This is a genomic window from Actinomadura formosensis NBRC 14204 (genome assembly GCF_001552155.1).
In the GTDB taxonomy this organism is placed as follows: domain Bacteria; phylum Actinomycetota; class Actinomycetes; order Streptosporangiales; family Streptosporangiaceae; genus Spirillospora; species Spirillospora formosensis.
Genome location: NZ_BCQQ01000044.1, coordinates 1 through 26,006, shown reverse-complemented (window position 1 = coordinate 26,006; position 26,006 = coordinate 1). Strand labels below are relative to the sequence as shown.

Below are 26,006 nucleotides of genomic sequence, written 5' to 3'. Positions count from 1 at the left end.
TCATCGCTACCACCCGATTCGAGCCCGGATTCGGCCAAGCCGATGCCATGGCATGGGAGGCGGCCGGTGCGTGGTCTCGTCCGACCGCGGGGACGAGACCGCGCACTCCGGTCAGCAGGTCGGTTGAGGAGTCCGGCCGTCGCGGATGTCCTGGGCGAACTTCAGGGACGTTTCGAAGGAGGCGCCGATGCCGCCTCGGTGGTCGGCGCCGTCGAACGTCCGGTAGGTGATGCCCCCGTAGCGCTTGCAGAGGTCGTTCACGATGTTCCGCGTCGCGGCGGGGGAGACCTCGCGGTCGGCGGTGCCCTGGGCGACCAGCGTCGGGACCTCCAGCTCCAGGCCGAGGGCCTCCTGCGAGTTGTAGTAGGTCTCGAACGCGGTGAGGTCCGCGCCGGGACGGAACACCTTGTGCAGCGGGAGGTCCGCGCTGAGCCGCTTGAGCTGGGCGAGGCACGCGCCGGTGCGTCCGGCCTTGGCCACCGCCCCGGCCTCGTCGGTCAGCAGGTCCTCGGGGACCATCGACGGGTCGGCCGCGTATGCGCCGTTGAGCAGGACGAACAGGAACGGCAGCGCCACCTCCGCATCCGGGTACTGCGCCTTGACGTAGACGGCCGTCTGGCTCATGTTGGAGCCGGGCGCGATCGACACGGCGCCCTTGAGGCGGATGTCGCGCGGCTTCTGCCGGGCCGCCGCCGTGTACAGCGTCGCCTGGCCGCCCTGGCTGTGCCCGGCGACGAACCAGTCACGTCCGATGCGGGGGTCGGCCCTGCGGGCGGCGCGGACGATGTCGGTGACCGTGTTCGCCTCGCTGACGCCGTTCATGTACGGGTGCCCGCCGGGCGTGCCGAGGCCCTCGTAGTCGGTCTGGACGACGGCGAACCCGTGCGCGACCCACTTGTCCAGGTACGCCTCGGTGACCGACAGGTAGTCGTGCGCCGGGCCGTCCGGGGCGTCGGCGGACGGCGCGCAGATGTCGGCGGTCCCCGTCGTCCCGTGCGCCCAGCTCAGCACCGGCCAGCCGCCGCGCGGCGCCCTGCCCTTCGGGACGGCGACGGTGCCCGACACCGTGATCCGCTTGCCGCCCACGCCTTCGGAGGTGTAGGTGATGAACCGGTTGGCGGACGCGCTGGGCAGCGCCGCCGCGTTCGTCAGCGGGCGCTGGCCGAGCAGCGTCCCGCGCTGCCCCGCCGGGACGGCGCCTGCGTTCACGGGGCCGGCGTTCACAGCGTCGGCGTTCACGGGGCCGGCGCCGACCGCGACGGCGGCGAGGCCGATCGCCCCCGCGCAGGCGATCGCCGTGACGGTGCGTGTTCTGAGGGATCTCATGCGTGGTTCCTCCTGATGTCCTGCGAGGGGTCTCACGTGTGGTTCCTTCTGATGTCCTGCACGGCGCGGTAGGCGAACGCCATCGCCGACCCGATCGGGATGCCGGGCCCCGGGTAGACGGGGCCGGTGAACGACGCACTGGTGTTGCCCGCGGCGTAGAGGCCGGGGATGGGACGGTCCGAGCCGTCCAGGACGCGGCCGTCGGGGTCGGTGCGCAGCCCACCCTTCGTCCCGAGGTCGCTGAGGACGACCTCCGCCGCGTAGTACGGGGGTTCGCCGACGGCGACGACGCACGGCCTGCCGCCGGAGAAGTACCGGTCGTAGGGGTCTTCGCCGCGGTGGAAGTCGTCGTCCACGCCCTTCTCGGCGAAGCCGTTGAACCGCTCGACCGTCTCGGCCAGCGTGCCCGCGGGCAGGCCGGTCTTCGCGGCCAGGCCGGCGAGCGTGTCCGCCCGGACCCACGCGCCCGACGCCAGTTGCCCGTCCGCCGCCAGGGGCGGGACGGAGATCGCCGGCAGCCCGCCCGAGCGCGCGTCCCAGATCAGGTGGAAGGGGCCCTCGGCGGCGGCCATCCGCCGCCCCATCTGGTCGTAGGGGAGCGACTCGTTGGCGAACCGGCGTCCCGAGCCGTCCACGATGAGCCCGCCGCGGAAGCCGAGCGTGAACGCGGGCAGGCCGTCCGGGGTGCGGAGCCCGGGGCAGAACCACGCCTGGTCGAGCAGGCCGGTGGACGCGCCGATCCGCGCCGCCGCCTCGATCGCGTCGCCGGTGTTCGCGCCGTCCGGCGCCATCGTCTGGTCCGCGCCGCCCGGCACGCCGCGTGCGGCCCGCAACCCGGCGGACGCCTCGAACCCGCCCGCGGCCAGCAGCACGCCGCGCGCCGCCCGGAGCCGCAGCGGCCCGGCCCGCACGCCGGCGACCCTGCCGTCCGCCACGATCAGCCCGGTCAGGGGGGTCTCGGTCCGGACGACGCCGTTGCCGGTCGCGGTGAGCGCCAGCAGCAGCCGGCCGATCAGCGCCCGGCCCTGCGCCAGCGGCCTGGACGCCGCGTGCCCGCGCCCCGCCCTGTCCCGGTCGACCGGCGGGCGCACCAGCCCGGCCAGGTCCCCGAGCCGGTCCGCGGGCAGGTCGAGGGGGACGAACGAGCGCCCCATGTCCAGGCGGCCCGGCGCGGCGAAGTAGTCGGGGAAGGCGCGCCACTCGAACTCCAGCGCCGGGTCCTTCTCCAGGAACTCCACCAGTTCGGGCGCCGTCTCCAGGAACGCCTCGCGGTGCGCCGCGCCGTCGTCGCCGAGCAGCGCCCGCAGGTAGGTGCGCGCCGACTCGGTCGAGTCGGCGATCCCGGCCCGCTCCTGCACCCGCGTCCCGGGCAGCCAGATCGCCGCACCCGAGTACGCGGACGTCCCGCCGAGCACCTTCGTCTTCTCCAGGACGGCCGTCCGCAGCCCGCTCGCGGCGGCGGCGAGCGCCCCGGTCATCGCGCCGGCCCCCGAGCCGGCCACCACCACGTCGTACTCGTCGTCCCAGGTCATGTGATGTCCCCTCCCTCGGGATCAGCGCGCGCACAACGTAAGCGCGGCCCGTGCCGTGGCGGGGCAGGCCGTCCCACTGACCGGTATCGCCGATCGCGGGCAGGGCCGGGGGCCTGGATATTGTTCCTGTCAGTACCGGAGTCGGAGCCGAGGGGAGGACCGTGGCGAGGATCGCAGCGGCGAGGATGTCCGCCGAGCCGAGCTCACCCGAGCAGCACGACCGGCGCCAGCGCATCCTCCGCGCCGCGTCCCGGATCGGCACGGAGAAGTCCCTCGAACGCGTCCAGATGCACGAGGTGGCGAAGGCCGCGGGGGTGGCCATCGGCACCCTGTACCGGTACTTCCCGTCGAAGGTCCACCTGTTCACCGCGGTGATGGCGGCGCAGGTCGACCGGCTCCGCGAGCACGTGTCGGCGCCCGCGCCGGGCGTCAGCCCCGAGGACGCGGTCGCCGACCTGCTGGTGCAGGCCAGCCGGAGCCTGATGGCGCAGCCCGTGCTGTCGGCGTCGATGCTGCACGCGTCGAACACCGCTCATGTCGCGACCGTCGCCGACACCATCCACATCGACAACACGTTCCGGGAGATCCTGCTGCGCGCCGTGGGCATCGAGGTCCCGACCGCGCAGGACGTCACCCTCGTCCGGCTGCTGATGCAGTGCTGGTACGGGGTGCTCCAGTCGAGCCTGAACGGGCGCGCGTCCATGGCGGACGTGGAGAGCGACATCCGCCTGGCCTGCCGGCTGCTGCTGGCCTCCCGCTCGAACGCGCCGCAGACCTCCCGGTGATCGGGATGGTCCCGGTGGACGGCCCGGGGCCGCGGCTAGCGTGCCGCCATGAACCGCTATGACGGCGTGAAAGTGCTGCTCACCGGGGCCGCGTCCGGCATCGGACGGGCCACCGCGATCCGGCTCACCACCGAGGGAGCCGCGGTCTACGCCGTGGACCTGTCCGCCGAGGGCCTGGCCGAGACCGCCGCCGCGGTCACCGGGCCGGGCACCCTCGCGACCCGCGCCGCCGACGTGACCGACGAGCCCGCCGTGATCGCCGCCGTCGCGGCCGCGGCCGAGACGCTCGGCGGCATCGACGTCCTCGTCAACGTGGCCGGCGTCCACAAGACCACCCCGATCGAGACGCTGACCGTGGCCGACCTGAACCGGCTGTTCTCCGTCAACCTCGTCGGAACCGCCCTGTTCTGCCGCGAGGCGCTCAAGCACCTCCCGGACGGGACGGGCGTGATCGTCAACACGGCGTCGCTGTCGGCGACGCAGGGCAGCCCGTTCATGACGGCGTACTCGGCGTCCAAGGGCGCGGTGCTGGCGTTCTCCCTCAGCCTCGCCGCCGAGCTGACCGCGCGCCGCATCCGGGTGGTGCCGGTCTCCCCGGGCGCGGTCGACACCCCGCTGACCAGGAACCCCGGAATCTTCCCCGCGGGGCTCGACCTCGGGTACTTCTCAAAGATCCGCTCCTACTTCGGCGCGGCCGACCCGGAGATGATCGCCGCCGCGATCGCGTTCGCCGGGTCCTCCGACGCCGCCTACTTCACCGGCGCCGACTTCCGCGTCGACGGCGGTGCCCACACCTAGAAGGGACTTGGCATATGGCACGCACCATCGCCGTCAGCGGGACGGCGTCCGGCATAGGCGCGGCCCTCGCCGCACTGCTGCGCGACCAGGGCGACACGGTCATCGGCATCGACCTGCGCGACGCCGACGTATGCGCCGACCTCGGCGGGCCCGAAGGCCGGTCGCGGGCGGTCGCGGAGGTGCTCGACCGCGCGGGCGGGACGCTGGACGGTGTCGTGGCCTGCGCGGGCGTCTCCGACTTCACCCCGCTCCCCGTCAAGGTCAACTACTTCGGCGTCGTCGCCCTGCTGGACGGCCTGCGCCCGGCCCTGGCCCGCGCGCAGGCGCCGCGCGCCGCCGTCGTCGGCTCGATCGCCGGGACCCATCCCGTGGACGACGCCATCGTGCGCGCCTGCCTGGACGGCGACGAGCCCGCCGCGCTGCTGGCGGCCGAGAGGGTCGTCGAGGCGGGCGCCGGGAACCAGACGTACTCGTCGTCGAAGTCGGCGATCGCCCAGTGGCTCCGCCGTGTCTGCACGACCCCCGAATGGGCGGGCGCGGGCATCCCGCTGAACGCGATCGCGCCCGGCGTGGTCCGGACGGCGATGACCGAGCCGCTGTTCGCGGACGCGGACATGCTCAAGATCATGAACGAGGCCGTCCCGATGCCGCTGCACGGCTACGCCGACGCGAACGTGATCGCCGAGGCGCTGCGCTGGCTGATCTCCCCGGCCAACACCCACATGACCGGCCAGGTCATCTACGTGGACGGCGGCGCGGAGGCCAGCCTCCGCGACCCGTCCGTCTTCTGAACACCGAAAGGCCGCCCCTTTCCGGTGGAGGGGCGGCCGTCCGGCGCGGCTCAGTACTTGCCGGTGCCGGTGTTGTCGAGCGCGGCGACGCTGTAGGCGGCGTAGGTCTGGTGCGGGTCGCGGCCCTCGAAGTACGGCGTGATCTGCTCGCCGAACTCCTCGGCGGAGAAGACGCCCTCGGCCGCGGTGAACTTGCGCTCCACGGTCGGCGCGGCCATCAGCGCGACCATGTCGCCGTAGACGATGAACACCTGCCCGGTGATCTTCTCCGCCGCGGGGGAGGCCAGGTAGCCGACGAACGTGCCGACCCGCTCGGGCGCCATCACGTCCAGGCCGCCGGGGGCGGTGCCCTCGGCGAAGGTCTCCTCGGTCATCGCGGTGCGGGCGCGGGGGCAGATCGCGTTGGCGCGCACCCCGTAGCGGCCGAGCCCCGCGGACGTCGACAGCGTGAGCGCCACGATCCCCGCCTTGGCGGCGGAGTAGTTCGGCTGGCCCGCCGACCCGAACAGGAACGCCTCCGACGCCGTGTTGACCACCCGTCCGTAGACCGGGCCGCCGGCGGCCTTGCTCGCGGCGCGCCAGTGCACGGCGGCGGCGCGGGACACCGACGCGTGGCCTTTCAGGTGGACGTGGATGACGTCGTCCCAGTCCGGCTCGGACAGGTTGAACAGCATCTTGTCGCGCAGCACGCCCGCGTTGTTCACCAGGACGTCCAGCGAGCCGAACGTGTCGACGGCGGCGGACACCAGCGTGTCGCCCATCGACCAGTCGCCGACGTCCCCCTTCACCGCGACGGCCTCGCCGCCCGCCTTCTTGATCTCGGCGACGACGTCGTCGGCCGCCGGGCCCATGTCGTTGACGACGACATTGGCGCCCCGCGCGGCCAGGGCGAGGGCCTCGGCGCGGCCCAGCCCGGCGCCCGCGCCGGTGACGATGGCGGTGCGGCCCGCCAGGGAGAGGTCAGCGTTCATCGGAGCCTCCGGATCGGATGTTCGGTCGCACGCCGGAGGCTAGTACGAATTCTAGTTCCACCTGGGGTACCGTCCCGCTGAGCGGGTATGTGCAGGTGGCGCGAGAAACGAAGACCACTGAGCGGGACCCCCCTTGTGCTCGAATGAGAACGAATTCTAGTCTCACGGGCATGACGCTGAATCTGGCGACCCTCTTCGAGGCGGTGGCGGCGGCCGTCCCCGACCGCGTGGCCATCGTCTGCGGCGACCGCAGGCTGACCTTCGCCGAGCTGGACGCGCGCGCGGACGCGGTGGCGCTGCGGCTGCGTTCGGCGGGCATCGCGCCGGGCGAGCATGTGGGCCTGCACATGCTGAACGGCACCGAGTACGTCGAGACGCTGCTCGGCTGCCTGAAGGCGCGGGCCGTCCCGGTCAACATCAACTACCGGTACACCGACCGGGAGCTGCACTACCTCTACACCGACGCCGGGCTCGCGGGCCTGGTCGTGGACGACGAGTTCGCCCCGGCCGCCGCGCGGGTCGCCGGCGACTGCCCCGGGCTGCGCACCGTCACGGTCGTCCGGACGGGGGAGACGGCCGGGAAGCCGGAATGGCCGTCGCGGATCAGCGTCGGCGACTACGCGTCCGAGCCCGGCGAGCCCGACCCGTCCCTGCGGGAGGGCCGCAGCGCCGACGACCACTACGTCCTCTACACCGGTGGCACCACCGGCAACCCCAAGGGCGTCGTGTGGCGCCAAGAGGACTTCTACATGGCGGCCTTGAAGGGCGGGAACCCCTACGGCGACCCGCGCCTCACCGCCGAGGACCTGGCCGAGGGCGCGAAGACCGGGTTCGAGCTCAGCTACCTGCTGACGATGCCGCTGATGCACGGCGCAGCGTCCTACACGATGTTCATGGCGATGTTCACCGGCTCGAAGACGATCCTGATGCGGCGCTTCGACCCGATCGAGGCGCTCCGCACGATCGACCGGGAGAAGCCCATGATCGTCGCGGTGGTGGGGGACGCGATCGCGCGTCCGCTCGCCGACGCGATCCGCGCGCACGGCGCGGAGTACGACCTGTCCTCCCTCAAGGTGCTCGGCTCGGGCGGCGCGATCCTGTCGCGCAGCGTGCAGGCGGAGTTCGCCGAGCTGATCCCCGACATCTACATCAACAACGCCTTCGGCGCGTCCGAGTCGGGTGTGGACGGCAACATCAGCATCGGCGACGACGGCCTGATGCGGCTCGCCGCCGACCCCCGCGTCACCGTGGTCGACGTGAACATGAAGCCGATCCCGCCCGGTTCGGACGAGGTCGGGTACGTCGCCCGCTCCGGGCACGTCCCCCTCGGCTACCACAACGACCCGGACAAGACGGCCCGCACGTTCCCCGTCATCGACGGCAGGCGCTGGACGATCCTCGGCGACATGGCCCGGGTCGAGGCGGACGGGACGGTCGTCGTCCTCGGACGCGGCTCCGGCTGCATCAACACCGGCGGGGAGAAGGTGTTCCCCGAGGAGGTCGAGCAGGCGCTCAAGTCGCACCCCGCGGTGATGGACGCGCTCGTCGCCGGCGTCCCCGACGACCGGTTCGGCGAACGCGTCGCCGCCGTCGTGGAGCTGCGGCCCGGTGCGTCCGCGACCGCCGAGGACCTGCGGGCGCACTGCCGCGCGCAGCTCGCCGGCTACAAGATTCCCGCCGCGGTCACCTTCACCGACACGATCGTCCGGTCCCCGAGCGGCAAGGCCGACTACCGCTGGGCCAAGCGGGTCCTGACGGAGAACTGACCCGGTCCTCCCAGCCGGCCGGAACGGCCGGCTGGGAACGGTCCGCTGGAGACAAGGAGACATCTCTCATGGCTGAAGCCGTCATCGTCGACGCCGTCCGGACGCCGGTCGGCAAGCGCCGCGGCGCCCTGTCGGGGCTGCACCCGGCCCAGCTGCTCGGCCTGGCGCAGCGGGGCCTGCTCGACCGCGCCGGCGTCGACGCGGGAACGGTCGGGCAGGTCGTCGGCGGCTGCGTGACGCAGGCGGGGGAGCAGTCCAACAACGTGACCCGCAACGCGTGGCTGCACGCCGGGCTGCCCTACCAGGCGGCGTGCACGACCATCGACTGCGCCTGCGGATCGTCCCAGCAGGCCGTGCACCTGGTCGCCGCGCTGATCGAGGCGGGGACGATCCACACGGGCATCGGCTGCGGCGTCGAGGCGATGAGCCGGGTGTTCCTCAGGCAGGCGCTCACCCCCGAGACCGGCGGCCCCGTCCCCGACGACTGGCGGCTCGACATGCCGGACCAGTTCACCGCCGCCGAGCGCATCGCGCAGCGGCGCGGCATCACCCGCGAGGACGCCGACGCGCTCGGGCTCGCCTCGCAGGCCAAGGCCAAGGCGGCGTGGGAGCGGGACCGCTTCGCCGGCCAGATCATCGAGGTCGAGGCGCCGGTCATGACCAAGGAGGGCCCGACCGGCGAGACCGCCACGGTCACCCGCGACCAGGGCCTGCGCGACACCACCGCCGAGGCGCTCGCCGGGCTGAACCCGGTCATCCCGGACGGCATCCACACCGCCGGCAACTCGTCCCAGATCAGCGACGGCGCCGCCGCCGTGCTGCTGATGTCGGCCGACCGGGCCGCCGAGCTGGGGCTTCGCCCGCGCGCCCGGATCGTCGCGTCCGGGATGGTCGGCTCCGACCCGTACTACCACCTGGACGGGCCGATCGAGTCGACGCGGCATGTCCTGGACCGGGCGGGCATGAAGCTGTCCGACATCGACATCGTCGAGATCAACGAGGCGTTCGCGTCCGTCGTCCTGTCGTGGGCGTCCGTGCTCGGCGCGGACATGGACAAGGTCAACGTCAACGGCGGTGCCATCGCGCTCGGCCACGCGGTCGGCTCGACCGGCGCCCGCCTCATCACGCAGGCCGTGCATGAACTGGAACGTTCCGACAGGTCGACCGCGCTCGTCACGATGTGCGCGGGCGGCGCGCACTCCACCGCCACCATCATCGAACGGATCTGAGGACATCCATGACCATCGGGCTCACCGAGGAGCACCGCGACCTCCGCGACGCCGTGCGCGCCTTCACCCATCGGCAGGTGACGCCGGCGGTGGTGCGCACCGCCGTGGACGCCGACCGGGAGAAGACACCCCCCTTCTGGGACGACCTCGCCGCGCAGGGCCTGCTCGGCCTGCACCTTCCGGAGAACGCGGGCGGCGCGGGCTACGGCCTGACCGAACTGGCCGTCGTCCTGGAGGAACTGGGCCGCGCCATCGCGCCGGGGCCGTTCCTGCCGACCGTCCTCGCGAGCGCCGTGCTGCACCGCGCGGGGCACGCCGAGCTTCTGCCGCTGCTGGCCGACGGCACGAAGGCCGGCGCGGTGGGGCTGGACGCGGGGAGCCTGACGCTGTCGCGCGGCGGCTCGGAGATCACGGTGACCGGTGTCTCGGGCCCGGTCCTGGGCGCTCCGCCGGCGGACGTCCTCGTCCTCCCCGCGAAGGACGGCGACGGGACGGCCTGGGTCGTCCTGCCCCGCGGCCCGGTCGGCGTCGACGAACTCCCCAGCCACGACCTGACCCGCCGCCTCGCCACCATCTCCTGCGAGGGCGTCGTCGCGTCGGTGCTGGACGTGGACGACCAGACCGTCCGCGACCTGGCCGCCGTGCTGTTCGCGGCCGAGGCGTCCGGACTGGCCGACTGGGCGACCGCGACCGCCGCCGAGTACGCCAAGGTCCGCGAGCAGTTCGGACGCCCGATCGGCCGGTTCCAGGGCGTCAAGCACCGCTGCGCCCGGATGCTCGCGCACGCCGAGCAGGCCCGCGCCTGCGCCTGGGACGCCGCCCGCGCGCAGGAGCCCGGCACCGACCCGCGGGAGGCGTCGCTCGCCGCCGCCGTCGCCGGGGCCACCAGCGTCCAGGCCGCGTTCCAGACCGCCAAGGACTGCATCCAGACCCTCGGCGGCATCGGCTTCACCTGGGAACACGACGCGAGCCTCTACCTGCGCCGAGCCCAGACCCTGCGCGTCCTGCTCGGCTCCACCGCGTCGTGGCACCGCCGCGTCGCACGCCTCACCCTGGACGGCGTCCGCCGCGAACTCCGCGTCGAGCTGCCGCCGGAGGCCGCGCGGATCCGCGCCGAGGTCCGCGCCGAACTCGAACCGGCCAAGGTCCTGACCGGCCGGGAACGCGCCGGCTACCTCGCCGACCGCGGCTACACGGCCCCGCACCTGCCCGCCCCGTGGGGCAAGGGCGCGGACGCGGTCACCCAGCTCGTCATCGCCGAGGAGATGCGCGCCGCCGACCTGCGCGCCCACGACATGATCATCGGCAACTGGGTGGTCCCGACGCTGATCGCGCACGGCTCGCCCGCCCAGCACGAGCGGTTCCTGCCCGGCTCGCTGCGCGGCGACATCCGCTGGTGCCAGCTGTTCTCCGAGCCCGGCGCCGGCTCCGACCTGGCCGCGCTGTCCACCCGCGCCGAGAAGGTCGAGGGCGGCTGGAAGATCACCGGTCAGAAGGTGTGGACGTCCATGGCCCGGGAGGCCGACTGGGGCATCCTGCTCGCGCGGACGGACCCGTCCGTCCCGAAGCACAAGGGACTGTCGTACTTCCTGCTGGACATGAAGTCACCGGGAATCGACATCCGCCCCCTCCGCGAGCTGACCGGCGACACCCTGTTCAACGAGGTCTTCCTTGACGGCGTGTTCATCCCGGACGACCTTCTCGTGGCCGGCCCCGGCGACGGCTGGAAACTCGCCCGCACGACCCTCGCGAACGAGCGGGTCTCGCTCTCCAACGACTCGTCCCTCGGCAGCGGCGGCGAGGCCCTCCTCGAACTGGCCGCCGAAGGCGCGGACGACGAGCGCCTCACCACCCTCGGCGGCATCCTCTGCGACGCCCAGTCCAGCAGCCTGTTCGGCCTGCGCACCACCCTGCGCTCCCTGGCGGGCGGCCAGCCGGGCGCCGAGTCCAGCATCGGCAAGCTGATCGGCGTCGAGCACATCCAGCAGGTGTGGGAGACCGCCGTGGACTGGATCGGCCCGGACGCCCTCTCCGGCCGGGGCAGGGGCGGCATGAGCGACCCGACCTGGATGTTCCTGAACTCCCGGAACATGTCGATCGCGGGCGGCACCACCGACGTCCAGCTCAACATCATCGGCGAACGCATCCTCGGCCTGCCCCGCGACCCGGTGGCGTGATGACGATCGACCTGCAGTCCGACACCCGTCCGACCGGCGTGGACGCCGCCGCCGAGGCGGCCCGCCGGGTCATCGACGCCCTCGTCCGCGCCGGCGACATGACGGACACCGACATGTCGGCCATCGCCGACCGCCTCAACGCCGTCGCCGACGACCTTGAGGCGGCGGCCCCGCCCGTCCACGACCGCCTGGTGGACATGTGGCGCGGCGACGGCATGACCCGCCACGACCCGGTCACCGGCCCGGAGAACCCGATCGCCCCGCCCCTCGCCTACACCGCCGTCGACTCCCACGGCATCGAGGGAACGGCGACGCTGGGCCTGCCCTACCAGGGGCCGCCGTCCAGCGTCCACGGCGGCATATCGGCCCTCCTGCTCGACCACACATTGGGCGTGGCGAACGGCTGGGCCGGCGCGTCGGGAGTGACGGCGGAGCTGACCCTGCGCTACCACCACCTGACGCCCCTCTTCGAACCGCTCATGATCAGCGCCCGCCAGATCTCCGTGGACGGCCGCAAGATCCGCACGGTGGGCGCCATCGAGGCGGCGGGCAGAACCTGCGTGACGGCCGAGGGGCTCTTCATAGCCAAAAACCCGCCCCGCCCCCGCTGAACAAGTGATCAGCGGGGGCGGGGGTTGCGGTGGCGGAGCGACCGGCAGGAGCCGGTTACGGATTCCAGACCATTGTCTGCTGGTGGAGTCGCTCGCCGCCGTACCTGATGCCCGGGACCAGCGGAGTCGGAGCGTGTTCGGCGAACCCCATGCGCCGGAAGAACCGCACGGCACGGGTGTTCTCCGTCAAGGTCTGCAGGTGGCATCCGGGCGAACCGGTTTCCCTGAGCCGGTCCAACCACCGGTTCATCAGCGCGTCGGCGGCACCGGTGCCCCGCGCCTCCGGCGCCACGTTGATGTGCAGGTGCGCCGGCCACCGGGCATCGTGGAAGTCTCCTGCGGTGGGCTCCCGCCGGAGGGTGGCCGACGCCGTGTCGAGCATCGCGCGGGCGAAGAAGAAGACGGTCCCGGGCCGGAAGAACAGCCGGTGCTCCCGAATGGCCTTGCTCATGCGCTCGCTCTCGGTGGGGAACTTCGAGCCGTCCAGGCATCCCGTCAGGTAACCGACCAGGGCTCCGTCGATCACGGCGACGAAGAGCGAATCCGGTGCCAGGTCCATGTACGGGTTCAGGTAGATGGCCGCTTCGGAATCCTCGTGGCCCCACAGGGAAGCGCTTGGGGACCCTTCGCCGGCGCGGCCGAACAGCTCACGCAGCTCCCCGCGATCAGCCTCCGTGAAAGAGCGGACCTCCACCACATCCTCCGTACCCGGCCTCTACCAGTCAGATCGCATAGTTTCTCACGATTATTCAGGCCCGGCCCGGGGCCGCCACGGTCTATGTAGACTGAATCTACGTAGATTCGGGCTACATAGTTGGGGTGCGGCAGTGTTCATCGGCAGGAAGACCGAACTGGGGCTCCTGGCCAAGCGCCTGGAGCGCGTCGCGGCCACGGGTGCCGGGACGGCGGTCGCCCTGCGCGGGCGGCGCCAGGTGGGCAAGTCACGGCTCGTCCAGGAGTTCTGCGACCGTGCCGGGGTGCCGTACCTCTTCTCGGCCGCCACCAAGGGGGCGTCGCCCGTCGAGGCGGTGGCCGCGTTCACACGCGACCTCAAGGAGTCGGCGCTGCCGAGCGAGCCCGAACTCGTCCCCCGGCTGGACAGCGGCAACTGGCCGGACGCGTTCAGGGTCCTGGCGTCGGCGCTGCCGGACACTCCGTCCATCGTCGTGCTGGACGAACTGCCGTGGCTCGCCGAGCAGGACCCCGTGTTCGACGGCGCACTGCAGACCGCGTGGGACCGGCTGCTGTCGGCCAAGCCCGTCCTGCTCCTGCTCCTCGGCAGCGATCTGCACATGATGGAGCGCCTCACCGCCTACGACCGCCCGTTCTACGGGCGCGCCGACAACCTGGTGCTCGGCCCGCTGAACCCGGCCGACGTGGGTCAGGCGCTCGGTCTGGACGCCGTCGACGCCATCGACGCGCACCTTGTCTCCGGAGGGCTGCCCGGCATCGTCCGGACCTGGCCCCACGGCACGCCCGCCCTGGACTTCATGCGGGACGAGTGCGCCGACCCGGCCGCGGCCCTGTTCAGCGTCCCGGAGGCGTCCCTTCTAGCAGAGTTCCCCAACCCCGACACGGCGCGGCGCGTCCTGGAGGCCATCGGCTCCGGCGACCGGACACACGCGAACATCGCCGCCGCGGCCGGCGGCCGCGGCGAAGCGCTCCCGTCGGGGACCCTGTCGCCTCTCCTGCGCCGGCTCACCCGGGAGAAACACGTCGTCGTCGCGGACCAGCCCCTGTCCACGAAGCCGGGCAAACCCGCCCTGTACCGGATCGCCGACAGCAACATGCGCCTCTACCTGGCGGTCCTCCGGGCGGCCCACGAGCAGGCCCGCCGGGGGCGGCCGGAAGCGGGCTTCCGGGTGATCGAACGCCGCTGGACGTCCTGGCGCGGCCGGGCCGTGGAACCACTGATCCGCCAGGCTCTGGAACTGGCGGACCTGCCCTGGCCGGACGTCGGAGCGGTCGGCGGCTGGTGGAACCGCCGCTTCGATCCCGAAATCGACCTCGTCGGCGCCGACCGCGCCCCCGTGGCGAACCGGATCCATTTCGTCGGCTCGATCAAATGGCTCAACGGCCCGTTCGACGACCACGACCTGGCGAACCTCCGCCGAGCCGCCACCGAGGTGCCCGGCCTGGACCCGGCGACCACAGGGCTCGTCGTGGTTTCGCTCTCCGGTACGGACATCACCGACAGCGTCGCCCTGACCTGGACCCCGGCCGACGTGATGGCCGCCTGGCGCCGATGATCGAAGCCGCGGCTACCGGCCGCCTCCGGCCGCGGAGGGGCCGATCTTCACCGGGGCCCAGTGCCCGCCCGCGTCGTGAGTGGCGAGCAGGACGCCGGCCCGGTCCGATCCGGCGGCCGGGCCGTACACGACGAAACCGTCCCTGCCGGTGGTGAACAGCAGGTCGTTCCAGCCGCTGCCCCCGTCGGCCATGTCCAGGACCGTGCCCCAGTTCCGGCCGCGGGTGTTGCGGTAGAGCCAGCTCCCGGAGGACACGGAGCTGACCACGAGGGTGCCCGCGGGGGTGGCCGCCAGCCCGGACTGGATGCCGAACCGCGGTGTGGTGCCCGCGTCCGACGTCGTTCTGGCGGTGTCGGCGGAGCGGAAGACGTGCTTGGTGGCCTTCGAGAAGCCCGCGTCGCCGACGCACAGCAACGCCACCCGGCCGCGCGGCATCGGCGCGACGTCCACGAGCGCCTCGGCCTGCCGCTTGTCGCACGGTGACGGCCGGGGCGACCAGCGGCGTCCCGTGACGCTCGCGAAGAACGTGTCGGGCTGCCCCGCCGGACCGGGCACGGCGATGTAGGCGGTGCGGTGGTGCAGCGCGATGACGACACCGTCCGCGGCCCCGGCCGGTAGCTTCACCGGGACGCGCCGCCACTTTCCGTGACGCACACCGGCGCGCCAGACGGAGGGCGGCTTGCGGCACGCCGAGGGTTCCTCGCCCGGCGCACACGGTGAGACCGCGACGTAGACGGTTCCGGCGCCGGCGGCGAGGGAGAGCACGCGCCGTCCGTTCCCGGGCAGTGGGGCTTCGCGCCAGTCGCGTCCGCCGTCGGACGTCCGGAAGAAGGACGGCCCGAACGCCCAGCCGTGCCGGGGGTCCGCGAACCTGATCTCCGTGACGCCGGCTTCGCCGGGTGGCGCGAGCGGCGCGGCCGGCGCGCCGACCGCCGACCAGGTGCCGCCGCCGTCCCGGGTGGTGACGACGGTGGTGCATTGCCCGGTCGTACACGGCGCGCTGCCGAGCACCCAGCCGTACCGAGGTAAGGGCCACGTGGTGGACTGCGCGCGAAAGCCCGCGGGAACCGGACGGCCCTGGCCGGGCGGGTGCGCGTCCGCGGCCAGCACGGGTGCGCCGGTCAGGCCGCCAACGGCCAGCGCCGTGGTGCCCGCGGCCATGATGCGCGTACATGCGCGTGAGGCACGCATTGTTCTCCTCTCATGCGGGAGACCGCCTCAGCGGACGGTCTCCCTCCCAGCGATCGGATGGTCGGAGTCGTGGGTCGCCCGTGCCGGATGCTGGAAACTCGACCCGAGCGGGTAGTCAGCACTGTAATTCGCGGGGCTCGATCAGAAGGTGGGCCAGCCGGACGGGTTCGAGCATGATTCGCGGGTGATGCCCGAGCCCGTCTCGGTGTGCGTCCCGTAGCGTTCGCGGTGCAGGCGGTCGAAGAAGTAGCACATCTCCTCGCACTCGCCGTCCGGCATCGCCATGCGGGGGTCGGCCGCCACCGCGGTGTAGAAGGCGCGGCCGAGGGCGACGATCAGGCCGCGGGCGTAGAGGAAGCCGTCGTCGGAGCCGTCCGTCACCGCGTGGATGTCGGCCCGGTCGATGTCGTGGAGCTTGCGTTCGAGTACCCGGTCCAGGTCGGTCAGCTCCGCCGAGGACAGGTCCCCGGTCGCGGCCGCGAGGTTCTCCAGGAACTCCTCCAGCGAGCTCTCGACGCGGGCGAGCTCCGGCATCTCCCAGACGTCGCCGCCCGGGTCACGGGTCGCGAGGGCCCGGCGCGTCCGGTTCACCCCGCCGCCCAGCGGCGCCCAAGCCGCCTCGATCACGTCCCAGAAGTGTTCCTCGTTCATGGCCGACCAGTCGACCATCCGCCTCCGACAGTTCTCAGCGGCCGATGATCATGAGGGCGGTGAGGGAGACCGCGCCGACCAGGAGGGTCGCAAGGAGGCCGAGGAGGAGGCCGCGCCGGCCCGTGCGCAGCAGCGCGCCGACACGGACGGACGTCCCCAGCCCGAACATCGCCGCCGCCAGCAGCACCGTCGAGATGTCCTTCGCCCCCGTCAGGGCGGGGACGGGCACGACGTCCGCGCTGCGCAGCAGCAGCATGACCAGGAAGCCGGCGACGAACAGGGGCATGATCGGCGGGCGCTTCCCGGCGGCGGTACGGCCGGCCCTGCGTTCGAGGACGCCCATCCCCGCCACCATCGGCGCCAGCAGCACCACCCGGGTCAGCTTCACGATCACGGCCGTGCCGACCGCCGCCGTGCCCGCGGGGGACGCGGCCGCCACGACCTGGGCGACCTCGTGGACGCTCAGCCCGGCCCACATGCCGAGCGTCTCGGGCTCCAGCCCGAACACGCGGGAACCGAGGAACGGGACGGCGGCGATGGCGGCGCTGCCGTAGATCGTCACCAGTGTGACGGCGGTCGCGACCTCCTCCTTCCTGGCGTGGGCGACGCTGTCCATGGCCACGATCGCCGAGGCCCCGCAGATCGAGAACCCGGTCGCGACCATCAGCCCCAGGCCGCGCGGCACGCCGGTCAGCCGGCCGAGCGCGAGCGTCCCGGTGAACGCGAGCAGGACGGTGGCCACGACCACGGCGACCATGCCGGGCCCGAGCCGCACCACCTCGGTCAGGCTGAGTTGCAGGCCGAGGAGGACCACGCCGGCGCGCAGGAACGCGCGGGTCGCCCACCGCAGGCCGTGGGACAGCACCGCGGGCAGCGCCCCGCCGGCCAGCATGCCGAGGAGCACCGCGACGGTCAGTGCGCTCAGCGCGGGGACGAGCCGGTTGATCGCCATCGCCACGGCCGCGCCGCCCGCCGCCACCGCGATCCCGGGCCCCGTCCGGCCCCACCATGCTTTCGCCCGTTCCGGGCGAGCCGCCTCCACTGTGCTCATGCTTCGAGGCTTGCGCGCCGTCCGCGGTCCCGGTACCGGCCGGTTCGGCCTTACGTCATAGCCTGCGGGCATGACCTATCACCCCGACATCGATTCGCTGCGGCTGCTCGTCCTGGTCGCCGAGCGGGGCAGCCTGACGGCCGCCGCGGGGGAACTGCGGATCAGCCAGCCGTCCGCGAGCAAGCGGCTGGCCCGGCTGGAACGCCGGCTCGGGGTCCGGCTGGTCGAGCGGACCCGGCGCGGCTCGTCCCTCACCCCCGCCGGGACGCTGGTGACCGGGTGGGCGCAGCGCGTCCTGGACGCCCTGAACGCGCTCGGCGACGGCGTCGAGGCGCTCCGCCGCGAGCACACCGGCAACCTCACCGTCGCGGCCAGCCTCACCATCGCCGAGCACCTGCTGCCCGCCTGGATCGGGGACCTGCGCCGCGCCGACCCGGACCTGTACGTCGGCATGCGGGTGACGAACTCGGCGCACGTCTGCGAGCTCGCGCGGCGGGGCGAGGTCGACATCGGCTTCATCGAGTCGCCGGGCCGCCCGGCCGGGCTGCGTTCCCGGACCGTCGCGCGGGACCGGCTCGTCCTCGTCGCGCCGCCCGGCCACCGCTGGACGCGCCGGAACCGTCCCGTCCCGCCCGCCGAGGTCGCCGCCACCCCGCTGATCAGCCGGGAGGCGGGCTCGGGCACCCGGCAGGCCGCCCTTCAGGCGATGGCCGCGCACGGTCTGCGCCTCGCCCCGCCGCTCCTGGAGTTCGGCTCGGGCACCGCCGTGCGGAACGCGGTCGTCGCGGGCGCGGGCCCGGCGCTGATCAGCGAACTCGTCGTGGCCGCCGACCTGGCCACCGGCGTGCTCGCCGAAATCCCCATCGACGGGGTGACGCTGGAGCGGTCGCTGCGCGCCGTCTGGCGGACCGGCACCACCCCGTCCGGGCCGGCCGCCGCGCTCCTGTCCCACACCCGCCGTCCCTGAACGGTCCGCTCGGGGACGGTCCGCTCGGGGACGGTCCGCTCAGGGACGGGTCGCGCGGAGAACGAGGTCCACGAGGGTGTCGACCTCCTGCCGCGTCGCGGCTCGATGGAGCGTGAGGGGGGTGAGGATGAGCGGGCTCACCAGCATGTTCAGCACCGTCCCCGGCGCGCAGCCGGGGTGGACCTCGCCGCGGGCGATGCCGCGGGTGACGACGGCGCGCCAGGACTCCTGGACCGGCTCGAAGTGCTCGAAGATGAGCGCGCTCAACTCGGGTGTGCGGCGCGAGGCGATGATCGCGTTGGTGCTGACCTCGACGGGGCTCGCGAAGAACAGCGCGAGGCGGTGCGCCAGTTCGCGGAGATCCTGCTCCCACGAGCCGGTGTCGGGCACTTCGACGCCGCGTGAATGGGCGTTGAGCCCCTCGCGGACCAGGTCGGCGAACGTGGGCCACCAGCGGTAGATGGTCTTGCGGTTGAGGTCCGCGCGGGCGGCGACCTCGCTGGGACCGAAGTCGACGACGCGTTCGGCGAGCAGATCGAGGACGGCTTGCGCGACGGCTTGGCGGACCCGTTCGCTGCGTCCGCCGGTGCGAACGCGTTCACGCGGCGTCTGGGCGGCGTCGCTTGGCGCCGCGCCCTCTGGACGGGAGGGCGGGGCTGCCCGCCGGGTGGTGCCGTCGCTCATCTCATCCCCTAAAGGGTCTCACTGTTGACTTTAGCGCTGTCCTGGTCCCATCATGAACTACGCCCCGTGGTGGCCAGGCCGCAGGGACGTGATCGGCATCGCCTTCGGGGCTGTTCCACGGCCACGGTTATACGCGCGGCTTTATGCCCGGCCACCCGCCGGCCCCGCCCCCATCGCCCTTTCCACGGAGGAAACATGAAGGTCGCCATTCTCAGCTGCGGTTCGGTCGCGAGCCGGGTCGCCCGCAGCGCCGCCGCGTTCGACGGCGTCGGCGACCTGGTGGTCGCCGACCTCGACGCCGACCGCGCGAAGGCCCTCGGCGAGGCCATCGGCGCCCGGCACGCACGCTTCGACGCGACCGACCCGGAGAGCATCGCCGCGGTCGTCGCGGACGCCGACGTGGTCTTCAACGGCGTGGGCCCGTTCTACCGCTTCGCTTTGCCGATCGTCGGCGCCGCCATCGACACCGGAGCGCACTACATCGACATCTGCGACGAGTTCGACGTCGCCGAGGCTCTGGTGACCGACCCCGCGTACGACGAGCGGGCGAAGGCCGCGGGCGTCGCCGTCCTCACCGGTTGCGGCGTCGCGCCCGGCGCCACCAACCTCATGGCGCGCTGGGCGTGCGACGGGCTCGACCGCGCGGACGCCGTCCACGTGGTCATGGGCCTCCCGTTCGTCGCGAACCTCGGGCCGACCATCCTGGAGCACATGTTCCACTCGCTCAGCGGCGAGATCACCCAGTTCCTCGACGGCGAGTACCGCAAGGTGCCCGCCTGGAGCGATCCAAAGACGTTCGAGCTGCTCCCCCCGTACGGCCGCCGCGAGTTCGGCTACTTCGGACACGCCGAACCGATCACGCTGCCCCGGTTCATCCCCGGCCTCAAGGAGGCCACCAGCCGGTTCACCTGGTGGCAGAGCGAAGGCAACGAGATCTACCGGCGGCTTGCCGGACTCGGCCTGATGAGCTCCGAACGCGGTGACCTCCCCATGTCGCCGCAGTCCTTCCTCGCCCGCCACTTCTGCACACCGGAAGGCGGGCGCGCCGTCCAGATCGACGTCTCCGACGCCCCGATCGGCTCGGTCTTCCACATCCGCGCCGAAGGCGAGAAGGACGGCGCCGCCGCGTCCGTGGTCATCGAGACGCACCACGACATGGCGAACCGGGTTCTGGAGGACGGCGCCGACATGACCGCGATTCCCGCCGCGGCCTTCCTGCGGCGGCTCGTCGACGGCGAGATCGACCGCACCGGCGTCCTCGCGCCCGAAGCGTGCGTGGACCCGCAGCCGTTCCTGCACGAGGTGATGCCGCGGCTCGGCCTCGCCCTGCATCACACCACCGCCCAGACCCGCCGCGTGTTCTGAGCCCGGGGCCCGAGAGCCCCGCTCCGTGCTCCGGCGCCCCCTAACGAAAGGCATTCCCGTGCAGCAACCCACCGGATTCGACGTCGCCGTGGTCGGTGCCGGCCCCATCGGCGCCGCCACCGCCCGGCACCTCGCCGACCAAGGCGCACACGTCCTGATCGTGGGCCCCGCGGAGCCCCCGGACTACGCCGGCCACGACGGCGTGTGGTCCGGCCACTACGACCAGGGCAGGCTCGGGCACATCCTCGAAGTCCCGCTCGTCGCCTCGCTGCTCGCCGCCCGCTCGATACGGCGGTTCGGCGAACTCACGGAACGCACGGGTGTGGAGTTCACCCATCCGGTCCACTCGCTCGCCGTCATGCCCGCCGCCCTCGACGGCCGCGAGCCGTCCGAGTGGTTCGACCTCGGCAGGCTGAAGCGGAACGCCGAGGACGTCGGGCACCCCGTCGAACACCTCTCCGCGGCCCGGCTCCGGGACCGGTACCCGGGCCTGACCTTCGAGCCGGGACACGAATGCGTGGTGCAGCGGGACGCCCTGATCGTCAACCCGCGCGGCCTGACCGCCGCCGAACTCACCGCCGCCACGGCCGCCGGCGCCACCCTCGTCCGCGACGAGATCACCGCGATCACGGCCGAGGGACCCGGCCGGAGGCTGACCGCCCGGTCCGGCTCGTCGTGGACCGCGAACACGGTGGTCGTCGCCACGGGAGCGTCGACCAACGCGGGCGGCCTGCTGCCCCGCAGGCTCGCCATGGACACCTTCGGCGCCACCGTCGTCCTGGTCGAGGTCCCCGACCCGGCGGCGGTCGAGCTGCCCGCGATCATGTACTTCAAGCAGCGCGGCCAGAAGCTCCTCTACGGCGGCATCGTCATGTCGCCACTGCGCTACCCCGACGGCCGCTGGTACATCAAGTGCTCTGGCGACAGCCTGCTCGGCAACCCCCTCACCACACGCGACGAGATCTCCGCGTGGGTCCGCACCGGCGGCTCCACCGACGACATCGCACCGACGCTCACCCTCCTGCGGGAACTGCTCCCCGCGGAAACGGCTGCGGCGTTCGGCCAGGCCCGGGTGAGGCCATGCCTGGTCTCCAGCAACCACACCGGCCACCCGTACATCGACCACGCCGACGAGAACCTCATCGTCGTCGTCGAAGGCGAACGCGGTGTCATGGCCGCCGACGAACTCGGCCGCCTCACCGCGTCCCTGGCCTCGACCGGCCGCTGGAGCGACGGCATCCCGCACCAGCTCTTCCAGGCGGAATGGCTGTAGGCCGCCCGGTCGAGGCCGGCCGGCCCCCTGGCGGGGAGGTCCCGGGCGAGGACCGTGCGGTCGTCGGTGAACTCGCCCGGGGCCTTCGCGGCCGGTCCTGGAGGGTCAGGACACCGCCTCCTCGACCTGCTTGCGGAGGACCTTGCCGGTCGCGTTGCGGGGGAGCGGGTCGGCGGTGATGTGCCAGCGGGTCGGGACCTTGAAGTAGGCGAGCCGCTCGCGGGCGAAGGCCGCCAGGTCCTCCGGCGAAGGCGGCGGGCCGTTGGCGACCACGACCGCCGCGACCTCCTGGCCGAGGTCCGGGTGCGGGGCGCCGATGACGATGCACTCCCGGACCCCGGTGTATTCGGCGAGGACGTTCTCGATCTCGGCCGGGTAGACGTTCTCGCCGCCGCGGATGATGAGGTCGGAGCGGCGGGTGGTGAGGCGGAGCCGGCCCTGCTCGATCACGCCGATGTCGCCGGTGTGCATCCAGCGGTCCTCGTCGAAGGCCCGCGCGGTCGCCTCGGGATCGCGCCAGTAGCCGATCATGTTGTAGGCGCTGCGGACGCAGACCTCGCCCTCCACGCCCTCCGGAACCGGCCTGTTGCCGGCGTCCCGGATCTCCAGCTGGACGCCGATCGTGGGACGGCCGAGCGTCCCGGGCGCCTCGGCGAGATCGGCGGGGGTGGCGGTGGAGATGGCGGTGCACGACTCGGTCAGCCCGTAGCTGTCGACGAGACCGCCCTTCGCGGGCGGGAACGCCGTCTGGAGCCGCGCCTTGAACGCGGGCGAGGACGGCGCCGTGGCCAGCGAGAACGCGGTGAGCGATGACAGGTCGTACTTCGACAGGTCGCCGTGCTCGACCATGCGGTGCGCCATGGTGGGGACGGCGCCCCAGTTCGTGACGCGTTCCCTCTCGACCAGGCCGAGCACCCTGTCCACGTCGAAGCCGCCCTCGTGGAGGATCACGGCGGTGCCGGTGGCGAGCCGCGGGACGGCGAGGTTGTGCAGGCACGCGATGTGGAACAGCGGCAGCGCGAGCAGGTAGCGGCGCGTCGACGGGTCCATGCCGAACGCGGCCATCATGGCGTCGTTGAACCGGTGGTACTCGATCACCGAGGTGAGGTTCCGGTGCGAGTGGACGGCGCCCTTGGGCCGTCCCGACGTGCCGCTCGTGTACAGGATGACCGCGGGGTCGTCCTCGGCGACCTCCGGTATCTCGAAGCGGGCGTCGGGGTAGCGGGCCATCAGGGACGGGACGTCCTTCTCGATCGTCAGCACGTCCTCGGAGATCAGCGCGGCCCGCTTCTCGTCGGCGATGACGACCTTCGGGTCGGTGTGCCCGAGCGCGTACTCGATCTCGCGCGGCGCCCACCAGGCGTTGTAGCCGACCGCGATGCCGCCGACGGCGATCGTCGCCCAGAACGACACGATCCACTCGGGGCTGTTGGCGGCGTTGATCGCGATGCGGTCGCCGGGGCGCACGCCCAGATCGTCCCGTAGCGCCTTGGCCATGGACGCGACCGCGGCGGCGTGCTCGGCGAAGCTCATCCGGCGGGACGCGGTGACGAGGTAGTCCCGGTCGCCGTAGGACACCGAGCGGGTGAGCACCTCGCCGAGGCTGCGGGCGCGGCCCGCGAACACGGGCAGCCGCGCGCCGAGCACGTCCTCCTCCCTCAGTTCGAACTCGCCGCCGGGACCGGTCAGCTTCCGAATCGTCTCCATCGGACCCCTCCTCCTCGCCGGACGGCTCATTGTCGGCCGCCGCATCCCCGGCTTCACCAGGGCATTCCGCTCAGCGGGACCGTCACGGAGCGTCCCGTGACGAACGCGTTCCCGCTGAGCGGGACTGAACCTTTTACGTGCGCCGCGTCACATCACGATGACCGCACCAGGACTGAGCAGACCGGACCGGCCGGGCATGACCCGGCGGACCGGGCTGGGCGCGCAAGCAGGACTGAGTAGGAGTACCCATGGAGAGTCTCAGCGACAAGGTCGCCATCGTCACCGGAGCGGGCCAGGGCGTCGGGCAGGGCATCGCGCTCGCGCTGGCGTCCGAGGGCGCCGCGATCGCCGTCCTCGGCCGGACGGCCGCCAAACTGGACGCGACCTGCGCGCTGATCCGCGAGCGGGGCGCGAAGGCGGAGCCGTTCGTGTGCGACATCGCCGGCACCGAGGCGATCCCCGGTGTCGTCGAGCGGATCGCCGAGACCTTCGGCGGGATCGACATCCTCGTCAACAACGCCTACTCCGGCTCCTACGGCCCGCTGCTGGAGATGAGCGACGCGAAGTTCCAGAAGGGGTTCGTCACCGGCCCGTTCGCGGCGTTCGCGTTCATGAAGGCGTGCCACCCGCACATGAAGGCGCGCGGCGGAGGCAGCATCATCAACCTCGTCACGTCCGCCATGGTCCGCTGGGACCCGGCCACGTACGGCGCCTACGCCGCCGCCAAGCAGGCCCTTCGCTCGCTGACCCGGACGGCCGCGGCCGAATGGGGCCCGGACGGCATCCGCGCCAACAACATCGCCCCCCACGCGCTCTCACCGGGCCTGAAGTGGTGGGCGGAGAACAACCCCGAGGCGGCCGAGGAGTTCCGCAAGACGATCCCGCTCGGCTACATCGGCGACTGCGAAACCGACATCGGCCGGGCCGTGGTGGCGCTCGTCCAGCCGGCCATGCGCTACCTCACCGGCGCGACGATCCCGCTGGACGGCGGCCAGGCCAACTTCGGCTGACCCCGTCCCACCTCACCTCTTCACCACACCCCGTCACCGCCTCCCGTCACCGCCTCCCGTCACCACCACCGGCCGGCGTCACCAGAGGACCGCCGGTGCTGGACCGTACCCACAACCCCGTCCCCCGCCTGCTTGAAACAGCACCGCTGTGCGGTGAAAGGAGTACGACCGATGAAGGTCGACAAGATCGGGCGCCTCGCGGCAGGCGCCCTGGCGGTCGCGCTCGTGACCGCGTCCTGTTCCAGCGAGCGTTCGGGCACGGACGGCACGTCCGGCGGGAACGGCTCGGGCGGCCAGGCCGGGGCGAGCAAGTCGTTCGGGACGCTGCCGTCCCCGTGCGGCCCCGGCGACGCCAAGGGCAAGACCGACCAGGGCGTCACCGATGACCAGATCAGCATCGGGTTCGGCGACGACCGCGGCTTCACCGCCGCGCCCGGCCTGTCCAAGGAGATGGGCGACGCCGTCGCCGCGATGATCGACTGGTGCAACAAGCAGGGCGGCATCAACGGGCGCAAGATCAAGGGCAACCAGTACGACGCCGCCTACATGCAGTCCGCGAAGGTGATGCAGGAGTCCTGCAAGCAGGACTTCATGCTCGTCGGGCAGGGCTTCGCGATGGACGAGGCCGCCGAGCAGTACCGGGTCGGCTGCAAGCTGCCGACGGTCGCCGGGTTCACGGTCGGCCCGAACGCCACGATGGGCCCGATGAAGTACGAGGCCGTCCCGTACCCGGTGGACCTGATGAACATCGGCGGTCTGCGCATCGCGGAGAAGCTGTTCCCCGACTTCAAGGACAAGACGGACATCCTGCTGTCCACCTCCCCGGCGGTCAGCACCGGCACCAGCAAGATCGAGAGCGCCCTGCGGGGGATGGGCGTCAAGCCGCTGAAGTGCGGCGTCCGGCTGAACGACAAGGGCGAGAGCAGCTACATGCCGTTCGCCGAGAAGATCAAGAAGTGCGGGGCGGGCTACCTGTGGTCGTCCGACTCGCCCGACCCGGGCCAGTTCAGCCTGCTGGAGTCGATCGAGCGGGTCGGCGCGAAGCCGAAGTACGTGTTCGAGTCGACCTGGTACAGCCGGCAGGTCGCGCAGTGGAACACCGCGGGCGCCGGTGACAACCTCCATGTGAGCATGTTCTTCCAGCCGCTGGAGAACGCCGGCAAGATCCCCGCGGTCAAGCAGTACATGGACCTCGTCAACGCGAGGAAGGGCAAGGTCGCGATGCTCGGCATGCAGGCGACCTCCGCGTTCTTGCTGTGGGCGCAGTCCGCGCAGAAGTGCGGCTCGGACCTGACCCGGCAGTGCGTCATCAACGAGCTGTCGAAGGTGCACGAGTGGACGGGCGGCGGCCTGCACACGCCGACCGACCCGGGCGCCAACAAGCCGGGCTCCTGCTCGCTGATGGTGAAGCTCAACAAGACCAAGTACGAGCAGGTCTACCCGAAGAACGTCGGTGAGTTCGACTGCAGCGACGAGTACCTGGTCAAGACCGACCCGAAGAGCTGGGGGACGAAGCTGAACGACGACCGCATCGCGACGAAGTTCCTGACCGGCGACGTCATCAAGCCCCAGTCCTCCTGATCCGACCGCCGGAGGCGGCGAACACATGACGACGTTCCTGACCTACACCACCCTGGGCCTGGTCCTGGGATCGGTGTACTTCATCGCGGCCTCGGGGCTCGTACTGACGTACAACACCTCGGGCATCTTCAACTTCGCCCATGGTGCGCAGGCGATGTTCGGCACGTTCCTGTACTGGCACCTCACCGAACGGTGGGGCTGGCCGGTCTGGCCGGCGCTGATCGTCGTGGTCGGGCTCGTCGGTCCCGCGATGGGTGCGGCGCTGCACACCGCCATCATGCGGGGGCTGCG

Annotated in this window: 23 protein-coding genes; 14 read left to right on the top strand and 9 right to left on the bottom strand. The window is 72.3% G+C overall.

Features of this window, described 5'->3' with window-relative positions; translation table 11 throughout:
- Positions 1-111: 111 nt before the first annotated feature.
- Positions 112-1,326 carry an alpha/beta hydrolase family protein gene (locus AF1_RS14250; protein ID WP_067798048.1) on the bottom strand — a complete coding sequence of 405 codons (1,215 nt, stop codon included), beginning with the start codon at positions 1,324-1,326 and terminating at the stop codon, positions 112-114.
- A 32-nt stretch (positions 1,327-1,358) separates the two neighbouring features.
- On the bottom strand, positions 1,359-2,858 hold the full coding sequence (locus tag AF1_RS14245) for an FAD-binding protein (RefSeq protein WP_067798045.1): 1,500 nt from the start codon (positions 2,856-2,858) through the stop codon (positions 1,359-1,361).
- Between the two features lie 161 nt (positions 2,859-3,019).
- Here AF1_RS14245 and AF1_RS14240 point away from each other — a divergent pair, with 161 nt between their 5' ends.
- Genes AF1_RS14240 through AF1_RS14230 form a run of 3 tightly spaced genes read left to right on the top strand, consistent with a single transcriptional unit; the run spans position 3,020 to position 5,232 of the window.
- Positions 3,020-3,643 (top strand): TetR family transcriptional regulator, encoded by a 624-nt coding sequence (locus AF1_RS14240; RefSeq protein ID WP_067798042.1) that lies wholly within the window; start codon positions 3,020-3,022, stop codon positions 3,641-3,643.
- 48 nt (positions 3,644-3,691) lie between these two features.
- Positions 3,692-4,441, top strand: coding sequence for an SDR family NAD(P)-dependent oxidoreductase (locus AF1_RS14235; RefSeq protein WP_067798039.1), 750 nt, complete (start codon positions 3,692-3,694; stop codon positions 4,439-4,441).
- Between the two features lie 14 nt (positions 4,442-4,455).
- Positions 4,456-5,232: an SDR family oxidoreductase gene (locus AF1_RS14230; protein WP_067798036.1), complete on the top strand. Its 777-nt coding sequence runs from the start codon at positions 4,456-4,458 to the stop codon at positions 5,230-5,232.
- 50 nt (positions 5,233-5,282) lie between these two features.
- Here AF1_RS14230 and AF1_RS14225 read toward each other — a convergent pair whose 3' ends face one another.
- On the bottom strand, positions 5,283-6,203 hold the full coding sequence (locus tag AF1_RS14225; RefSeq protein WP_067798033.1) for a 3-oxoacyl-ACP reductase: 921 nt from the start codon (positions 6,201-6,203) through the stop codon (positions 5,283-5,285).
- Positions 6,204-6,373: 170 nt separating this feature from the next.
- On the opposite strand from AF1_RS14225, the gene AF1_RS14220 reads away from it, so the two are divergent.
- The 4 genes from AF1_RS14220 (at position 6,374) to AF1_RS14205 (ending at position 11,986) form a co-directional block, all read left to right on the top strand.
- Complete coding sequence (locus AF1_RS14220) at positions 6,374-7,969, top strand: acyl-CoA synthetase (RefSeq protein WP_067798029.1); 1,596 nt, start codon at positions 6,374-6,376, stop codon at positions 7,967-7,969.
- A 68-nt stretch (positions 7,970-8,037) separates the two neighbouring features.
- On the top strand, positions 8,038-9,198 hold the full coding sequence (locus AF1_RS14215; protein WP_067798026.1) for a steroid 3-ketoacyl-CoA thiolase: 1,161 nt from the start codon (positions 8,038-8,040) through the stop codon (positions 9,196-9,198).
- A gap of 8 nt (positions 9,199-9,206) precedes the next feature.
- Positions 9,207-11,375 (top strand): acyl-CoA dehydrogenase, encoded by a 2,169-nt coding sequence (locus AF1_RS14210; protein WP_067798023.1) that lies wholly within the window; start codon positions 9,207-9,209, stop codon positions 11,373-11,375.
- On the top strand, positions 11,375-11,986 hold the full coding sequence (locus AF1_RS14205; RefSeq protein WP_067798020.1) for a PaaI family thioesterase: 612 nt from the start codon (positions 11,375-11,377) through the stop codon (positions 11,984-11,986). The genes AF1_RS14210 and AF1_RS14205 overlap by 1 nt, the downstream gene beginning before the upstream one ends.
- A 55-nt stretch (positions 11,987-12,041) precedes the next feature.
- Here the strand turns inward: AF1_RS14205 and AF1_RS14200 are convergent, their stop codons facing one another.
- Positions 12,042-12,680, bottom strand: a complete 639-nt coding sequence (locus AF1_RS14200) for a GNAT family N-acetyltransferase (protein WP_067798017.1) — start codon at positions 12,678-12,680, stop codon at positions 12,042-12,044.
- A gap of 133 nt (positions 12,681-12,813) precedes the next feature.
- Between AF1_RS14200 and AF1_RS14195 the strand changes: the two genes are divergently transcribed.
- A complete protein-coding gene (locus tag AF1_RS14195) occupies positions 12,814-14,235 on the top strand; it encodes an AAA family ATPase (protein ID WP_067798014.1) in 1,422 nt (473 codons plus the stop codon).
- A gap of 12 nt (positions 14,236-14,247) precedes the next feature.
- On the opposite strand, the gene AF1_RS14190 is transcribed toward AF1_RS14195, so the two are convergent.
- The 3 genes from AF1_RS14190 to AF1_RS14180 all read right to left on the bottom strand — a co-directional run bounded on the left by AF1_RS14190 (position 14,248) and on the right by AF1_RS14180 (position 17,128).
- Positions 14,248-15,426: a WD40/YVTN/BNR-like repeat-containing protein gene (locus tag AF1_RS14190; protein ID WP_131732669.1), complete on the bottom strand. Its 1,179-nt coding sequence runs from the start codon at positions 15,424-15,426 to the stop codon at positions 14,248-14,250.
- A 141-nt stretch (positions 15,427-15,567) separates the two neighbouring features.
- Complete coding sequence (locus tag AF1_RS14185; RefSeq protein ID WP_242608840.1) at positions 15,568-16,077, bottom strand: DUF4240 domain-containing protein; 510 nt, start codon at positions 16,075-16,077, stop codon at positions 15,568-15,570.
- 34 nt (positions 16,078-16,111) lie between these two features.
- Positions 16,112-17,128 (bottom strand): YeiH family protein, encoded by a 1,017-nt coding sequence (locus AF1_RS14180; RefSeq protein ID WP_067798005.1) that lies wholly within the window; start codon positions 17,126-17,128, stop codon positions 16,112-16,114.
- A 70-nt stretch (positions 17,129-17,198) separates the two neighbouring features.
- Here AF1_RS14180 and AF1_RS14175 point away from each other — a divergent pair, with 70 nt between their 5' ends.
- Positions 17,199-18,095, top strand: coding sequence for a LysR family transcriptional regulator (locus AF1_RS14175; RefSeq protein WP_067798002.1), 897 nt, complete (start codon positions 17,199-17,201; stop codon positions 18,093-18,095).
- 39 nt (positions 18,096-18,134) lie between these two features.
- Here the strand turns inward: AF1_RS14175 and AF1_RS14170 are convergent, their stop codons facing one another.
- On the bottom strand, positions 18,135-18,779 hold the full coding sequence (locus tag AF1_RS14170) for a TetR-like C-terminal domain-containing protein (RefSeq protein ID WP_084262882.1): 645 nt from the start codon (positions 18,777-18,779) through the stop codon (positions 18,135-18,137).
- Positions 18,780-18,974: 195 nt separating this feature from the next.
- Between AF1_RS14170 and AF1_RS14165 the strand changes: the two genes are divergently transcribed.
- Both AF1_RS14165 and AF1_RS14160 read left to right on the top strand, forming a co-directional pair.
- Positions 18,975-20,144 (top strand): saccharopine dehydrogenase family protein, encoded by a 1,170-nt coding sequence (locus tag AF1_RS14165; RefSeq protein WP_067797999.1) that lies wholly within the window; start codon positions 18,975-18,977, stop codon positions 20,142-20,144.
- Positions 20,145-20,202: 58 nt separating this feature from the next.
- The gene (locus AF1_RS14160; RefSeq protein ID WP_067797996.1) at positions 20,203-21,417 is read left to right on the top strand and encodes an NAD(P)/FAD-dependent oxidoreductase; all 1,215 of its coding nucleotides are present in this window, start codon (positions 20,203-20,205) and stop codon (positions 21,415-21,417) included.
- 105 nt (positions 21,418-21,522) lie between these two features.
- Here the strand turns inward: AF1_RS14160 and AF1_RS14155 are convergent, their stop codons facing one another.
- The gene (locus tag AF1_RS14155; protein WP_207394065.1) at positions 21,523-23,124 is read right to left on the bottom strand and encodes a class I adenylate-forming enzyme family protein; all 1,602 of its coding nucleotides are present in this window, start codon (positions 23,122-23,124) and stop codon (positions 21,523-21,525) included.
- A gap of 248 nt (positions 23,125-23,372) precedes the next feature.
- Here AF1_RS14155 and AF1_RS14150 point away from each other — a divergent pair, with 248 nt between their 5' ends.
- The 3 genes from AF1_RS14150 to AF1_RS14140 all read left to right on the top strand — a co-directional run.
- Positions 23,373-24,134, top strand: a complete 762-nt coding sequence (locus tag AF1_RS14150; RefSeq protein WP_067797990.1) for an SDR family NAD(P)-dependent oxidoreductase — start codon at positions 23,373-23,375, stop codon at positions 24,132-24,134.
- A gap of 171 nt (positions 24,135-24,305) precedes the next feature.
- Complete coding sequence (locus tag AF1_RS14145) at positions 24,306-25,715, top strand: type 1 periplasmic-binding domain-containing protein (RefSeq protein ID WP_067797987.1); 1,410 nt, start codon at positions 24,306-24,308, stop codon at positions 25,713-25,715.
- A 25-nt stretch (positions 25,716-25,740) separates the two neighbouring features.
- A partial coding sequence (locus AF1_RS14140; RefSeq protein ID WP_409360248.1) for an ABC transporter permease subunit occupies positions 25,741-26,006 on the top strand: 266 nt, incomplete at its 3' end.

Coding starts and splice junctions, on each gene's coding strand:
- AF1_RS14170 (WP_084262882.1), bottom strand. CDS start 18,779: ATGAGCGACGGCACCACCCGGCGGGCAGCCCCGCCCTCCCGTCCAGAG.
- AF1_RS14165 (WP_067797999.1), top strand. CDS start 18,975: ATGAAGGTCGCCATTCTCAGCTGCGGTTCGGTCGCGAGCCGGGTCGCC.
- AF1_RS14245 (WP_067798045.1), bottom strand. CDS start 2,858: ATGACCTGGGACGACGAGTACGACGTGGTGGTGGCCGGCTCGGGGGCC.
- AF1_RS14175 (WP_067798002.1), top strand. CDS start 17,199: ATGACCTATCACCCCGACATCGATTCGCTGCGGCTGCTCGTCCTGGTC.
- AF1_RS14180 (WP_067798005.1), bottom strand. CDS start 17,128: ATGAGCACAGTGGAGGCGGCTCGCCCGGAACGGGCGAAAGCATGGTGG.
- AF1_RS14190 (WP_131732669.1), bottom strand. CDS start 15,426: ATGCGTGCCTCACGCGCATGTACGCGCATCATGGCCGCGGGCACCACG.
- AF1_RS14150 (WP_067797990.1), top strand. CDS start 23,373: ATGGAGAGTCTCAGCGACAAGGTCGCCATCGTCACCGGAGCGGGCCAG.
- AF1_RS14225 (WP_067798033.1), bottom strand. CDS start 6,203: ATGAACGCTGACCTCTCCCTGGCGGGCCGCACCGCCATCGTCACCGGC.
- AF1_RS14235 (WP_067798039.1), top strand. CDS start 3,692: ATGAACCGCTATGACGGCGTGAAAGTGCTGCTCACCGGGGCCGCGTCC.
- AF1_RS14145 (WP_067797987.1), top strand. CDS start 24,306: ATGAAGGTCGACAAGATCGGGCGCCTCGCGGCAGGCGCCCTGGCGGTC.
- AF1_RS14220 (WP_067798029.1), top strand. CDS start 6,374: ATGACGCTGAATCTGGCGACCCTCTTCGAGGCGGTGGCGGCGGCCGTC.
- AF1_RS14185 (WP_242608840.1), bottom strand. CDS start 16,077: ATGAACGAGGAACACTTCTGGGACGTGATCGAGGCGGCTTGGGCGCCG.
- AF1_RS14210 (WP_067798023.1), top strand. CDS start 9,207: ATGACCATCGGGCTCACCGAGGAGCACCGCGACCTCCGCGACGCCGTG.
- AF1_RS14230 (WP_067798036.1), top strand. CDS start 4,456: ATGGCACGCACCATCGCCGTCAGCGGGACGGCGTCCGGCATAGGCGCG.
- AF1_RS14205 (WP_067798020.1), top strand. CDS start 11,375: ATGACGATCGACCTGCAGTCCGACACCCGTCCGACCGGCGTGGACGCC.
- AF1_RS14250 (WP_067798048.1), bottom strand. CDS start 1,326: ATGAGATCCCTCAGAACACGCACCGTCACGGCGATCGCCTGCGCGGGG.
- AF1_RS14155 (WP_207394065.1), bottom strand. CDS start 23,124: ATGGAGACGATTCGGAAGCTGACCGGTCCCGGCGGCGAGTTCGAACTG.
- AF1_RS14215 (WP_067798026.1), top strand. CDS start 8,038: ATGGCTGAAGCCGTCATCGTCGACGCCGTCCGGACGCCGGTCGGCAAG.